Genomic DNA, 13,285 nt, shown 5'->3' on the forward strand with positions numbered 1-13,285 from the left:
ACCGGGCTGCGCCGATTCGTCGCACCCGCCCCGGAACAGCAGGAGCGCTGCGAGCTGTGCGGCGCCCCGGTCGCCGAGGCCGGACACCGCCATCTGGTGGACGTCGAGAAGCGGGCGCTGAGCTGCGCCTGCACCCCGTGCGCCCTGCTGTTCGACCGGCAGGGCGCCGCCGGGGGGCGGTTCCGCACCGTCCCCGACCGCTACCTCTGCGACCCCACGCACACCCTGGACGACGCCGCCTGGGAGCAGTTGCAGATCCCGGTCAGCGTCGCCTTCTTCTTCCGCAACGCCGCCCTGGACCGGCTGGTCGCGCTGTACCCCAGCCCGGCCGGGGCCACCGAGAGCGAGCTGGACTCCTCGACCTGGCAGTCCGTCCTCGGCGGCACGCCGCTGGCCGGGCTGCTCCAGCCGGACGTGGAGGCGCTGCTGCTGCACCGCACCGAGGGCCGGTACGCGTGCTACCTGGTGCCGATCGACGTCTGCTACGAGCTGGTCGGGCGGATGCGCCTGCACTGGCAGGGTTTCGACGGCGGGGCCGAGGCCCGCGCGGACCTGGCGGCGTTCTTCGCGCACGTCTCCGGGCGGGCCCGGGAGCTGCGGGGGGCCGACCAGTGACCGAGTTCTCCTTCGTCTGCACCGGCGTCCGCGCCGACCGCTACGCGGCCGGGCCGACGCTGCTGTTCCGGCTGCGGATCACCGCCTCCGCCGACACCCGGGTGCACGCGCTGGCGCTCCGCTGCCAGTTGCGGATCGAACCGGCGCGGCGCACCTACGACCCGTCCGAGGCCGAGGGCCTGGCGGACCTCTTCGGCGAGCGCGACCGCTGGGGCAGCTCCATGCAGCCGGTGCAGTTCGCCCAGGTCTCGCTGGTCGTCCCCGGGTTCACCGGGGAGACCGAGGTGGAGCTGCCGGTGCCGTGCAGCTACGACCTGGACGTCGCGCCGACCCGCTACTTCCACGCGCTGGAGGGCGGCGAGGCGCCGCTGCTGCTGCTGTTCTCCGGCACCGCCTTCACCGGGCCCGGCGGCTTCCAGGTCGAGCCGGTGCCCTGGGACTGCGAGGCGGCGTACCGGATGCCGGTCGCGGTCTGGCGGGAGATGGTCGAGCAGCACTTCCCCGGCTGCGGCTGGCTGCGGCTGGACCGCGACACCATGGACGCCCTGCTCGCCTACCGCTCCCAGCGGGCGCTGCCCTCCTGGGAGGCGACCGTGCAGGCGCTGCTGGACCCGCCCCCGCACGACCCGGCGGCCCCCGCCGGGCCCGGGCTCCCGCTCACCGCCGAAAGGACGGCCCCGTGACGACGTCCGTGCTCACCCCCGAGATCGAGACCCGGTTCGCCGCCGCCCGGCAGGTGGCGGACGCCGTCCTGTTCGAGGGCTACGTGCTGTACCCGTACCGCGCCTCCGCCGCCAAGAACCGGCTGCGCTGGCAGTTCGGCGTGCTGGTCCCGCCCGCCTGGGGCGCGGACAGCGGCGAGCACGCCTTCCAGCGCACCGAGTGCCTGATGGAGCCCCGGGCCGAGGCCACGCTCTTCGTGGAGCTGCGCTTCCTGCACGCCCAGCGGCGCACCGTCCAGCGGGCCACGCCGGGCGGCGGCTACGAGACCGTGGCCGAGCTGGACCTCGCCGACCGGGTGCTCACCCCGTGGGACGAGGGGGTCGAGGAACGGGTGCAGCTGTCCGTCCCGATCGCCGAACTCGCCTCCGGGGCAAAGGAACTGACGTTCAGTCGGCCGGTCCGCGAGGAGACCGAGACGGTCGCGGACGAGCAGGGGCGGACGGTCGGTCGGCTGCTGCGCCGCCGGGAGGAGGTGCGCGGGCTGATCCGGCTGACCGCCGCCGACGTGCCCGGGCCCTACCTGGTGCAGCGGCTGACGGCGGTGGTGGAGAACACCAGCGGCTGGGAGCCGCAGCACACCGGCGCGGACCGGGAGGCGGCCCTGCCGCGCTCGCTGGTCTCCGCGCACCTGATGCTGGGCCTCAGCTCCGGTTCGTTCCTGTCCATGGCCGACCCGCCGGAGTGGGCCAGGGGAGCCGCCGCGGGCTGCGAGAACCTGCACACCTGGCCGGTGCTGGCCGGGGAGGCCGGGCGTCCGGACGTGGTGCTGTCCTCCCCGATCATCCTGGAGGACCACCCGGCCATCGCCCCGGAGAGCCCGGGCGCGCTGTACGACGCGACCGAGATCGACGAGATCCTGGCCCTGCGCACGGCCGCCCTCACCGACCAGGAGAAGCGCGAGGCCAGGGGCACCGACGACCGGGCGGCCGCGGTGATCGACCTGGCCGACTCCATGCCGCCGGAGGTGCTGGAGCGGCTGCACGGCGCGGTCCGGGCGCTGCGCGAGATCACCGACCCGGCGGCCCCGGCCCCCGTGTCCGGCCCCGACGGCAGCGGCCCGGCCGGGAGCACCGGACAGGACTGGGACTGGAACGACTCCTTCGGCCCGCTGGCGCCGGACACCCCCTGGTGGGATCCGGAGAGCGACCGCAGCGTCGATCCGGCCCGGGACCGGGTGCTGATCGACGGCCGCCACATCGGCGCCGGCAGCCGGGTGCAACTGCGCCCGGGGCTGCGCCGCACCGACGCCCAGGACCTCTTCCTGCACGGCCGCAACGCGCTGGTGGAGGCGGTACTGCACGACGTCGACGGCGGGGTGCACCTGGCCGTCACGGTCGAGGGCGATCCGGGCGCGGACATCCGCCGCGAGCAGGGGCGCTTCCTCTACTTCCAGCCGGACGAGGTCGCCGTGCCGGAGGACGAGTGAACGCCGCACCCGCCGCCGCACCCGCAGGCCGGACGCTGGTGGCCGGCGTCGGCAACATCTTCCTCGGCGACGACGGCTTCGGTGTGGAGGCGGTGCGCGCCCTGGCCGCCGGACCGCTGCCGGAGCAGGTGGAGGCGGTGGACGTGGGCGTGCGCGGCGTCCACCTCGCCTACCAACTGCTGGACGGCTACGACACCTTCGTCCTGCTGGACGCCACCGCACGCGGCGGCGAACCGGGGACGCTGTACCTGATCGAGGTCGGCGCCCCCGACGCGGACCCGGCTCCCGGCGGCGCCCCGACCGCTCCCGTCGCCTCACCGCAGCAGCCGCTGCTGGACGGGCACCGGATGTCCCCCGACTCGGTGCTGGCGCTGCTGGGCACCCTGTGCGCCGGAACCGGCGGCAGCCCGCCCCGGCGGACCGTGGTCGTCGGCTGCGAACCGGCCGACCTGGAGGAGGGCATGGGGCTCAGCCCCCAGGTGGCCGAGGCGGTGCCGGTCGCCGTCCGGATGGTCCGCGGGCTGATCGGAACCCCCGGGCCGGACGGCGCGGCCGTTGCCGACGCAACCGACGACGAGCGGTGCGAACCCGCGCCGCGAACCGATGAGAGGACCCCAGCATCATGAAGAAGCTCATCTTCGGCGGAGCGGCCCTGGCCGTGGTCTGCGCCGTCACCGCGCAGGTGCTGCCGGACATCCGGCGTTACCTGCGCATCCGCTCCATGTGATCATCCGTCAGCAGCCGAACGGGCTAAAGGGATCACGCGCGGCGGCGTGGCAGTGCGCCGCCGCCCGCACACCGGCCTGTAATGGGCGACAACGCAACCGGCCCGCACCGGGCGGCAGGGAGGGAATCTCCATGCACGAGATGTCCATCGCGCTGGCCGTCGTCGGCCAGGTGGAGGAGGCGGCGCAGGCCGCCGGTGCCACCGCCGTCCGGTCGGTCCGGCTCCAGGTGGGCGAACTCGCCGGAGTGGTACCGGACTCGCTCGCCTTCTGCTTCGAACTGGCCTGCGCCGGAACGCTGTTGGAGGGCTGCGAGCTGGTCGCCGAGCCCGTACCGGCCCGGGCCAGGTGCGAGCCGTGCGCCGACGAGTGGGCCGTGGGCATGCCGCCCGAGCTGTGCTGCCCGGCCTGCGGCACGGCCGCCGCGGAACTGCTCTCCGGCCGCGAGCTGCAGATCGCCGACGTGCAGTGGCAGGACGGCCCGGCGCCCGCCCCCGCCCCCTCCCGCGAACCGATCCACCAGGAGCGCTGAACCATGTGTCGTGTGGTCGACCTGCAGCAGGCGGTACTCGCCAAGAACAACGTCTGCGCCGACGATCTGCGGTCCGGCCTCGCGGCCCGCGGCACCGTCGTGATCAACCTGCTCTCCAGCCCCGGCAGCGGCAAGACCGCCCTGCTGGAGCAGGAGTTGGCGCTGGCCCGGCGGCGCGGCGTGCCGGTCGCGGCGCTCACCGCCGACCTGGCCACCGAGAACGACGCGCGGCGGCTGGCCCGCTCCGGCGTCCCGGTCAAGCAGGTGCTCACCGACGGCCTGTGCCACCTGGAGGCCGGGATGCTCGGCGGCCACCTGGAGGGCTGGCTGCCGGACGACACCCGGCTGCTGTTCGTGGAGAACGTCGGCAACCTGGTCTGCCCCGCCTCCTACGACCTGGGCGAGACGCTGCGGGTGGTGCTGGCCTCGGTCACCGAGGGCGAGGACAAGCCGCTGAAGTACCCGACCGCCTTCGGCCTGGCCCAGCTGGTGCTGGTGACCAAGAGCGACATCGCCGGGGCCGTCGAGTTCGACGAGGCCGCGTTCCGGCGCAACGTCGACCAGGTCAACCCCGGTGTGGAGACCCTGCTGACCTCGGCCAAGACCGGGGACGGCATCGGCGCACTGCTGGACCGGGCGCTGGCCGCGGCGCAGGGCAGCCCCACGCACACCCCGGTCATGGCCACGCACCACACCCACCACGACCACCACGGCCAGGACCGCGGCCAGGACCACGATGGTCAGGACCGGCCGCACAGCCACGACCACGACCGGCACGGCGGCGGGGCGCACGGACACCACCGCCCCACCGCAGCCGCCGCTTCCATGGCGCAGCACCGGTCGTGACCGCTCCGCCGACCAGTCCGCCCGGCCCGGGCGTCGCCGACGGCACCCGGCGGCGCCGGGTCACCGTCCGGGGCGTGGTGCAGGGCGTGGGCTTCCGTCCCTTCGTCTACACCCTGGCCACCGGGCTCGGCCTCGCCGGGCACGTGACCAACTCCGCCGAGGGCGTCCTCGTCGAGGTCGAGGGCGACCGGCGGGCCGTGGACGCCTTCTGTGCGCGGATCGGCGCGGAGGCCCCGCCGCTGGCGGTGGTGGAGTCGGTGCAGCACGACGAGGTGGCCCCGGCCGGGGGGACCGGCTTCACCATCCTCGCCTCGCGCGGCGGCGGACCGGCCGCCACCCTGGTCTCCCCCGACGTGGCCACTTGCGCCGACTGCCTGGCCGAGCTGGCCGACCCGGCGGACCGCCGGCACCGGCACCCCTTCATCACCTGCACCAACTGCGGGCCGCGCTTCACCATCGTCACCGGGCTCCCCTACGACCGGGAGCACACCACCATGGCCCGGTTCGCCCTGTGCCCGGCCTGCGCCGCCGAGTACGCCGATCCGGCCGACCGGCGGTTCCACGCCCAGCCGGTGGCCTGCCACGACTGCGGCCCCACGCTGCGGCTGGTGCCCGGCTCCGGCCTGCCGTCGGGCGGCGCGCAGGAGCCGGTCGCGCCGGAGCCGGTCGCCGAGGCCCGGCGGCTGCTGGCGGACGGCGCGATCCTGGCCGTCAAGGGCATCGGCGGCTACCACCTGGCCTGCGACGCCACCGATCCGGCGGCCGTCGCCCGGCTGCGGCAGCGCAAGAACCGGGGGCGCAAGCCCTTCGCGCTGATGGCCGCCGAGACCGCCGAGGTCGAGCGGCTGGCACTGCTCTGCCCCGAGGAGCGGGCCGTGCTCACCGGCGGGCTGCGCCCGATCGTGCTGCTGCGCCGCCGCCCGGAGTCGGAGCAGGCACTGCCGGGCGTCGCCCCCGGCAGCCCCGACCTGGGCTTCATGCTGCCCTACACCCCAGTGCACCAGCTGCTGCTGGGGCTGCCCGGCGACCCGCCCGGCCCCCGGCTGCTGGTGATGACCAGCGGCAACCTGTCCGGCGAGCCGATCGTCACCGACGACGACGAGGCGCTGGCCCGGCTGGCGCCGCTCGCCGACGCCTGGCTCACCCACGACCGTCCGATCCACGTGCCCTGCGACGACTCGGTGGTGCGGATCTGCGATGGGCAGCAGCTCACCCTGCGCCGCTCGCGCGGCTACGCCCCGCTGCCGGTCGCGCTGCCGCTGCCGGTCCCGGCCTCGCTGGCGGTCGGCGGCGACCTGAAGAACGTCTTCTGCCTGGGCGAGGGGCGGCGCGCCTGGCTGTCCGCGCACATCGGCGACATGGACGACCTGGCCACCCAGCAGGCGTTGACCGGCGCCGAGCGGCAGCTGGAGTCCATCACCGGGGTCCGCCCCGGGCTGCTCGCCGCCGACCTGCACCCGCGCTACCGCTCCGGCCAGTGGGCCGAGCGCCACCGGGACGGCCGACCGCTGGCCCGGGTGCAGCACCACCACGCCCATGTCGCCTCGGCCATGGCCGAGCACGGCCTGGACGGCGCCCGCCGGGTCATCGGCGTGGCCTTCGACGGCACCGGCTACGGCGACGACGGCGCGGTCTGGGGCGGGGAGACCCTGCTCGCCGACTACGGCGGCTACCACCGCTTCGCCCAGCTGGCGTACGTACCGCTGCCGGGCGGCGACGCCGCGGTCCGGCGGCCGTACCGGATGGCGCTGGCGCACCTGCGCGCGGCCGGTCTCGACTGGGCCCCGGAGCTGCCCTGTGTCCGGGCCTGCCCGCCTGATGAACTTCAGCCTCTGGCACGACAGTTGGAGCGCGGTTTGAACTGCGTGCCGACCTCCGGCATGGGCCGGCTGTTCGACGCGGTCTCCTCGCTGGCGGGGGTGTGCCAGCTCGCCGAGTACGAGGCGCAGGCCGCGATCGAGCTGGAGGCCGCCGCGCTGCGGGCCGGGGACGGGACCGTGGACGGCGCCGGGGACGGCTACCGGTTCGCGCTGCGCCCGGCCGAGCCCGCCGCCGAGCAGTCCGGCAGGAGCGGCGGGGCGGAGCTGGTCGCCGATCCGGCGCCGGTGCTGGCGGCGGTCACCGCCGACCTGGGCCGGGGCGTCCCGGTGGAGTTGATCGCGGCCCGGTTCCACGCGGCCGTCGCCGAGCTGGTCCGGCGGACCTGCGGGCTGGCCCGGGAGCGGCACGGCCTGGACACGGTCGCGCTGACCGGCGGGGTGTTCGCCAACACCCTGCTCACCGCCGCCTGCGCCGCCGACCTGCGCCGGGACGGCTTCACGGTACTGCGGCACCGCTTGGTCCCGCCCAACGACGGGGGCCTGGCCCTCGGCCAGCTGATGGTCGCCGCGGCGGCCCGCCGACCGGGTCCGCCGACCGCCCCCTGACGACACACCGACAGACCGACAGGTCGACATATCGAGGAGAACACCCATGTGCCTAGCGGTGCCCGGCAGAGTGCTGGAGATCGAGGAACGGGACGGTACCCGAATGGCCAGCGTCGACTTCGGCGGCGTGGTCAAGGACGTGTGCCTGGAGTACCTGCCGGACCTCCAGGTGGGCGAGTACGCCATCGTCCACGTCGGCTTCGCCCTGCAACGGCTGGACGAGGAGTCGGCGCTGCGCACCCTGGAGCTGTTCGCCGATCTGGGGATGCTGCAGGAGGAGTTCGGCGACCCGTGGGCGCTCGCCGCCGAGGCCCAGGGCCACTCCTGGTCGGACGAGGACGGCGCACCGCAGGAGGCGCGGCAGTGAAGTACATCGACGAGTTCCACAATCCGGAGCTGGCCCGGCGGCTGCTGGACGAGATCCACTCCACGGTGACCAGGCCCTGGGCGCTGATGGAGGTCTGCGGCGGCCAGACGCACACCATCATCCGCCACGGCATCGACCAACTGCTGCCCGAGCAGGTCGAGTTGATCCACGGCCCGGGCTGCCCGGTGTGCGTCACGCCGCTGGAGGTGATCGACAAGGCGCTGGAGATCGCCTCGCGCCCGGACGTGGTCTTCTGCTCCTTCGGCGACATGCTGCGCGTCCCGGGCACCGGCCGCGACCTGTTCCAGGTGCGCAGCGAGGGCGGGGACGTCCGGGTGGTGTACTCGCCGCTGGACGCGCTGCGCATCGCCCAGCAGAACCCGGACAAGCAGGTGGTGTTCTTCGGCATCGGCTTCGAAACCACCGCCCCGCCCAACGCCATGACCGTCTACCAGGCCCGCAGGCTCGGCATCCGCAACTTCAGCCTGCTGGTGTCGCACGTCCGGGTGCCCCCGGCGATCGAGGCCATCATGCGCTCCCCCAGCTGCCGGGTGCAGGCGTTCCTGGCCGCCGGGCACGTGTGCAGCGTGATGGGCACCGGCGAGTACCCGGAGCTGGCCGGGCGGTACCGGGTGCCGATCGTGGTCACCGGCTTCGAGCCGCTGGACATCCTGGAGGGCGTCCGCCGCACCGTGCTGCAACTGGAGCGCGGCGAGCACACCGTGGACAACGCCTACCCGCGCGCGGTGCGGGCGGAGGGCAACCCGGCGGCCAAGGCCATGCTGGAGGACGTCTTCGAGGTCACCGACCGTGCCTGGCGCGGCATCGGCGTGATCCCGCAGAGCGGCTGGCGGCTGTCGTCGCGCTACCGCGAGTTCGACGCCGAGCACCGCTTCTCGGTCACCGGCATCCGCACCCTGGAGCCGGCCGCCTGCCGCAGCGGCGAGGTGCTGCAGGGCCTGCTGAAGCCGCACGAGTGCGAGGCGTTCGGCACCGCCTGCACCCCGCGCAGCCCGCTCGGCGCGACCATGGTCTCCAGCGAGGGCGCCTGCGCCGCGTACTACCTCTACCGGCGGCTCGACGTCGCCCCGGCACGCATGGAGGCGAGCCCCGTTGGCTGACATCACCGAGACCGTCACCGGGCCCCTGCCCCCGCCGGTGGACCCGGCGGCGTGGAGCTGCCCCGCCCCGCTGCGCGACCAGCCCCGGGTGGTGATGGGCCACGGCGGCGGCGGCGCGATGTCCGCCGAGCTGGTCCAGCACATCTTCGCGCCCGCCTTCGGAGGCGAGGTGCTCGCGCAGCTCGGCGACGCGGCCGCGGTCACCCTCGGCGGGGCCCGGCTGGCGTTCTCCACCGACTCCTTCGTGGTCCGCCCGCTGTTCTTCCCCGGCGGCTGCATCGGCGACCTGGCGGTCAACGGCACCGTCAACGACCTGGCCATGAGCGGCGCCCGGGCGGCCTACCTGTCCTGCGGGTTCATCCTGGAGGAGGGCGTGGAGATGCCGGTGGTCGCCCGCATCGCCCAGGCGCTCGGCGACGCCGCGCGCGCCGCCGGGGTGGAGGTGGCGACCGGCGACACCAAGGTGGTGGAGTCCGGCCACGGCGACGGCGTCTACATCAACACGGCCGGCATCGGCCTGATCCCGGCCGGGGTGGACCTGCGCCCGCAGCGGGTCGTCCCGGGCGACGTGGTGATCGTCAGCGGGGACATCGGCGTCCACGGCGTGGCCATCATGAGCGTCCGCGAGGGGCTGGAGTTCGGCGTCGCCATCCAGAGCGACTGTGCCCCGCTGGGCGGCCTGGTGGACGCCATGCTGGCGGTCACCCCCGACCTGCACGTGCTGCGCGACCCCACCCGGGGCGGCCTGGCGGCCTCGCTGAACGAGATCGCCGCGGCCTCGGGCACCGGCGTGGTCGTCCAGGAGCGCAGCGTGCCCGTCCCGGACGGCGTCGCCAACGCCTGCGCCATCCTCGGCCTGGACCCGATGTACGTCGCCAACGAGGGCAAACTGGTCGCCTTCGTCCCGCGCGAGCACGCGGACGCCGTCCTGGCCGCGATGCGCGCCCACCCCCTGGGCGCGGCCGCCCGCGTCATCGGCGAGGCCGTCCCGGACCACCCCGGCATGGTCGTCGCCCGCACCGCCCTCGGCGGCACCCGCGTCGTCGACCTCCCCATCGGCGAACAGCTCCCCCGTATCTGCTGACCGCCCGCCGGGGCCGCCCCCAGACCGCCCCGGGCCCGCCGTGCCGGGCCCCGGGCGGTCTGTCGGGCGGGTGGGGCGGGGCGGAAATAGGATGGAATGGCTGAGTGCTGCTCGGTTCGGGCCCGGTGCGGGCGCGGGCCGGTCGGTTGGGGAGCCCCTGGGGCCGACTCCGGGCAGGTGACGGGGAGGAGGACGCCGGGGGTTCGACGCACCTCGGAGGGTCGATGACCCGACGCCATCCCGTTAGTGCCGACGACCTGCTGAGCGAGCTGGGACGGCTCACCGCCCAGGCGCTGGAGCGCGCCGAGTTCCAGCAGGCCCGGGTGGAGCTGGCCGAGGCCCTCCAGCGCGGGCTGCTGCCGGGCGCGCTGCCGCAGCTGCCGGGGCTCCGGACCGCCGCCCGCTACGCGCCCGCCCGGCACGGTCTGGACATCGGCGGCGACTGGTACGACGGCTTCGCGCTGCCGGGCGGCTCGCTGGGCTTCTCCATCGGCGACGTCCAGGGCCACGACGTGGAGGCGGCGGCCTTCATGGGGCAGGTCAGGATCGTGCTGCGGGCGGTGGCGGCCACCGCCGCCGATCCGGGGGAGGTCCTCAGCCGGGCCAACGACCTGCTGCTCTCGATGGACTCCGCCCTCTTCGCCACCTGCAGCTTCCTGTGCTTCGACCCGGTCGCCTGGGAGCTGTCGGACGCCCGGGCCGGCCATGTGCCGGCCGTCTGGGCCACCGCGGACGGCCGCAGCGGCATCGTCCAGGACGAGGGCGGCCTGCCGATCGGCATCCTGCCGGGCGAGGGCTACCCGGTGACCCGGCACCGGCTGCCGCAGCCGGGGGCGTTCGTGCTGCTGACCGACGGGGTGGTCGAGGGCCCCGCGTTCCCGATCGAGGCCGGGCTGGAGCAGGTGGCGCAGGTGGTCCGGGCCGGGGTGGGCGGCGGCGCCGGGGCAGACCCGGCGCAGCTGGCCGCCGAGGTGATCAAGGTGGCCGACCTCACCGGGCACACCGACGACGCCGCGGTCCTGGTCCTGTGCCACGACGCACCGCACGACGCACGGCCGGACGTACCGCCCGACGCACCGCCCGACGCGGCCTCGGGGCCCGGCGCGGGGTGACAGGCGGGGGCCGCTGCGCGTGTCACGGCCGGTGTCGGCCGCCGGTCGTTGTCTCATGGCTGCTGTGCTGCGCTACCAGGAACTCCCGCGTCCGGTCAGGACAGGGCTCCTGGTCGTCGCGGTCGCCGCCGGCTACTTCGCCGCCGGCCGGCTCGGCCTGCTGCGGCAGGTGGTCGTGGACGGGGCCCGGGTGACCCCGCTGTGGCCGCCGACCGGCATCGCCCTGGTCTGCCTGCTCACGCTGGGGCTGCGGATCTGGCCCGGCATCGCGCTGGGCGAGCTGCTGGTCATCGTCTCCATCGGGCCGTTCGGGCCGTCGTCGGTGGCGATCGTGGCCGGCAGCACCCTGGCGCCGGTCTGCTCGTACCTGCTGCTGCGCCGCGCGGGCTTCCGGATCGAGCTGGACCGGCTGCGGGACGGGGTGGCGCTGGTCTTCCTCGGCGCCCTGTGCGGCATGCTGCTGAGCGCCACCGCGGGCAGCTCGGCCCTGGTGCTGGACGGGTCGCTGCCGCTGAGCCAGTTCTGGAACACCTGGTGGCCGTGGTGGGCCGGGGACGCCATGGGCGTGCTGGTGGTGGCGCCGCTGCTGCTGGTGGTGCTCACGGTACGGCTGCAGCGGGGCGTGGGCGCGGCCCGCTGGGCGGAGGGCGCGCTGGTGCTGACCGGCACCGCCTTCCTCACCGTGCTGGTCACCCGCACCACGCTCGACCTGCTGTTCCTGGTCTTCCCGCTGCTGATCTGGTCGGCCATCCGGTTCCAGCTGGTGGGCGCGGTGCTGTCGGTGCTGCTGGTGTCGGTGCTGGTGATCGGGGCGGCCAGGGAGGGCACCGGCCCGTTCGAGCACCAGAGCACGGTCGGCATCATGGTCACCCTGCAGGCACTGAACGGCACCGCGGCGCTGACCACGCTGCTGCTGGCGGCGGTGGTCACCGAGCGCCGGAACACCTATCTGAAGATCGAGCAGGCATGCCAGGCGCTGACCGAGGTGGTGGCCCGGCTGGCCCACGGCGACGAGCCGGAGGACTGACCGCTCAGCTCCACTCCCAGCGCACGCCGACCACGCCCGGCGGCAGGTCCAGCGCGACCACGTGGGCGGTCCCCGAGGGCCCGATCCACAGTGGTCTTCGCAGCCGGTCCTCGTCCGCGCCGGGGTCGCGCTCGTAGTGGTAGCAGTGGGCGGGCACGGCGGCCGGGTCGAAGTGCACCTGCAGCACGTACTCGCGCACCGGGGTGGCGAACCTCCGGTCGCCGTTGGTCGCCACCTCGCCGTTCTGCAGCAGCAGCTCGTAGTCGAAGACCGCCGTGTCGCCGGTGTTCAGCGGGGCGTCCAGGAGCAGCTCGGCCAGGACGAAGCCGGAGTCGGGCCGGTGGCGCAGCCGTCCGACCCGGGCGTTGCGGACCAGGTTGAAGACGGCCGGGTCCTCCCGGGCCTCGTTGGTGCGGAAGCCGACCACGCAGCGGGAGACCCGGTCGGTCGTGGCCCGGACGACCTGGCGCACCCGCAGCAGGTACCGTCCGCGCTCGGCGTCCACGTGGTAGGTGTCGTGGACGCTCAGCCGTTCCAGCGACTCCGGCGGCGGCGCCTCCAGCTCGTCCAGGACCTCCAGCAGCCAGGGGTCCTCCGGCCAGAGCTCGTCGAAGCGGCGGACCTCGGGCTTGGGCGGCTGGGCGGCCCAGCGGCCGCGCAGCCGGGGCGAGCCGAGCAGCCCGGTCAGGGCCTGTTCGGGCAGGCCCAGCAGCTCCTCCAGCAGCGTGACGGCGCGCAGCGAGACCATGCGCTCGGGCTGGCTGCGGCCCCGGCGCCAGTAGCTGAGCGTGGTCACGCTGACGGTGGCGCCGCGGGCGGACAGGTGCTGCTGGATGGTGTAGAGGCTCATGCCGCTGGCCTCGACGGCGGCATGCAGCCCTTCCGCAAAGGTGCCGGGCACAGCCCCCTCGTTGGGGCCGGCGGCGGAGCCACGCCCCGGCATGGTGGCCAGGGCTGACAGGTCGTCACTGTACTGCGTCATGGTGCTGCCCCGTCTTGCCGACATGGCGCATCGCGCTGAACGGCACCATCGTGCCCGGCGTTCGGCTGCATGTCACTGGCCAGTAGCTTTGCGAACGCTGTGAGGCATGCCACGTCCGTGCGGACGCTACGCGCAGAGATCATTCATCCGTGACGGCGCGCACACGGTGTGCAGCGAATCGCCTTCCGTCCGTGAACAGTTTCTTAACATTTGAAAGTTCATGGACAATATATGGGCTTCTCCTTGCCTACTGGGCGGTCACCTTCTGCCAGGTTGCGTCTGGACGCTCCAAGACCTGG

At 74.5% G+C, this 13,285-nt stretch carries 13 protein-coding genes; 12 read left to right on the forward strand and 1 reads right to left on the reverse strand.

From position 1 onward, the window contains the following. Positions 1-6 precede the first annotated feature (6 nt). The 12 genes from GXW83_RS21025 to GXW83_RS21075 all read left to right on the forward strand — a co-directional run bounded on the left by GXW83_RS21025 (position 7) and on the right by GXW83_RS21075 (position 12,004). Positions 7-615, forward strand: coding sequence for a DUF5947 family protein (locus GXW83_RS21025; RefSeq protein ID WP_182447472.1), 609 nt, complete (start codon positions 7-9; stop codon positions 613-615). Next, positions 612-1,298 carry a DUF6084 family protein gene (locus GXW83_RS21030; protein ID WP_182444561.1) on the forward strand — a complete coding sequence of 229 codons (687 nt, stop codon included), beginning with the start codon at positions 612-614 and terminating at the stop codon, positions 1,296-1,298. The genes GXW83_RS21025 and GXW83_RS21030 overlap by 4 nt, the downstream gene beginning before the upstream one ends. Continuing rightward, positions 1,295-2,764, forward strand: coding sequence for a hypothetical protein (locus GXW83_RS34290; protein WP_225447145.1), 1,470 nt, complete (start codon positions 1,295-1,297; stop codon positions 2,762-2,764). The genes GXW83_RS21030 and GXW83_RS34290 overlap by 4 nt, the downstream gene beginning before the upstream one ends. Continuing rightward, positions 2,761-3,390 (forward strand): hydrogenase maturation protease, encoded by a 630-nt coding sequence (locus tag GXW83_RS21035; protein ID WP_225447146.1) that lies wholly within the window; start codon positions 2,761-2,763, stop codon positions 3,388-3,390. Before GXW83_RS34290 ends, GXW83_RS21035 begins: the two co-directional genes overlap by 4 nt. A 232-nt stretch (positions 3,391-3,622) precedes the next feature. Next, positions 3,623-4,021, forward strand: coding sequence for a hydrogenase maturation nickel metallochaperone HypA (gene hypA, locus GXW83_RS21040; protein WP_182444563.1), 399 nt, complete (start codon positions 3,623-3,625; stop codon positions 4,019-4,021). Positions 4,022-4,024: 3 nt separating this feature from the next. Continuing rightward, positions 4,025-4,867 (forward strand): hydrogenase nickel incorporation protein HypB, encoded by an 843-nt coding sequence (hypB, locus tag GXW83_RS21045; protein WP_182444564.1) that lies wholly within the window; start codon positions 4,025-4,027, stop codon positions 4,865-4,867. After that, positions 4,864-7,293, forward strand: a complete 2,430-nt coding sequence (hypF, locus tag GXW83_RS21050; protein WP_182444565.1) for a carbamoyltransferase HypF — start codon at positions 4,864-4,866, stop codon at positions 7,291-7,293. The genes hypB and hypF overlap by 4 nt, the downstream gene beginning before the upstream one ends. Positions 7,294-7,339: 46 nt before the next feature. Beyond that, the gene (locus GXW83_RS21055) at positions 7,340-7,660 is read left to right on the forward strand and encodes a HypC/HybG/HupF family hydrogenase formation chaperone (protein ID WP_182444566.1); all 321 of its coding nucleotides are present in this window, start codon (positions 7,340-7,342) and stop codon (positions 7,658-7,660) included. Further along, a complete protein-coding gene (gene hypD, locus GXW83_RS21060) occupies positions 7,657-8,781 on the forward strand; it encodes a hydrogenase formation protein HypD (protein WP_182444567.1) in 1,125 nt (374 codons plus the stop codon). The genes GXW83_RS21055 and hypD overlap by 4 nt, the downstream gene beginning before the upstream one ends. 94 nt (positions 8,782-8,875) lie before the next feature. Beyond that, complete coding sequence (gene hypE, locus GXW83_RS21065; protein WP_182447474.1) at positions 8,876-9,865, forward strand: hydrogenase expression/formation protein HypE; 990 nt, start codon at positions 8,876-8,878, stop codon at positions 9,863-9,865. Between the two features lie 224 nt (positions 9,866-10,089). Then, positions 10,090-10,977 (forward strand): PP2C family protein-serine/threonine phosphatase, encoded by an 888-nt coding sequence (locus GXW83_RS21070; protein ID WP_182444568.1) that lies wholly within the window; start codon positions 10,090-10,092, stop codon positions 10,975-10,977. Positions 10,978-11,032: 55 nt separating this feature from the next. Then, positions 11,033-12,004 (forward strand): MASE1 domain-containing protein, encoded by a 972-nt coding sequence (locus tag GXW83_RS21075; protein ID WP_182444569.1) that lies wholly within the window; start codon positions 11,033-11,035, stop codon positions 12,002-12,004. 4 nt (positions 12,005-12,008) lie between these two features. On the opposite strand, the gene GXW83_RS21080 is transcribed toward GXW83_RS21075, so the two are convergent. Further along, a complete protein-coding gene (locus GXW83_RS21080; protein WP_225447147.1) occupies positions 12,009-12,986 on the reverse strand; it encodes a hypothetical protein in 978 nt (325 codons plus the stop codon). Positions 12,987-13,285 lie beyond the last annotated feature (299 nt).

The sequence above is a fragment of the Streptacidiphilus sp. PB12-B1b genome (assembly GCF_014084125.1).
Lineage (GTDB): Bacteria > Actinomycetota > Actinomycetes > Streptomycetales > Streptomycetaceae > Streptacidiphilus.

Excerpts from the sequence above, each read along its gene's own strand:
- hypA (WP_182444563.1), top strand. The coding sequence starts at position 3,623 with ATGCACGAGATGTCCATCGCGCTGGCCGTCGTCGGCCAGGTGGAGGAG.
- GXW83_RS21075 (WP_182444569.1), top strand. The coding sequence starts at position 11,033 with ATGGCTGCTGTGCTGCGCTACCAGGAACTCCCGCGTCCGGTCAGGACA.
- GXW83_RS21055 (WP_182444566.1), top strand. The coding sequence starts at position 7,340 with ATGTGCCTAGCGGTGCCCGGCAGAGTGCTGGAGATCGAGGAACGGGAC.
- hypE (WP_182447474.1), top strand. The coding sequence starts at position 8,876 with ATGGGCCACGGCGGCGGCGGCGCGATGTCCGCCGAGCTGGTCCAGCAC.
- GXW83_RS21070 (WP_182444568.1), top strand. The coding sequence starts at position 10,090 with ATGACCCGACGCCATCCCGTTAGTGCCGACGACCTGCTGAGCGAGCTG.
- hypB (WP_182444564.1), top strand. The coding sequence starts at position 4,025 with ATGTGTCGTGTGGTCGACCTGCAGCAGGCGGTACTCGCCAAGAACAAC.
- GXW83_RS21080 (WP_225447147.1), bottom strand. The coding sequence starts at position 12,986 with ATGACGCAGTACAGTGACGACCTGTCAGCCCTGGCCACCATGCCGGGG.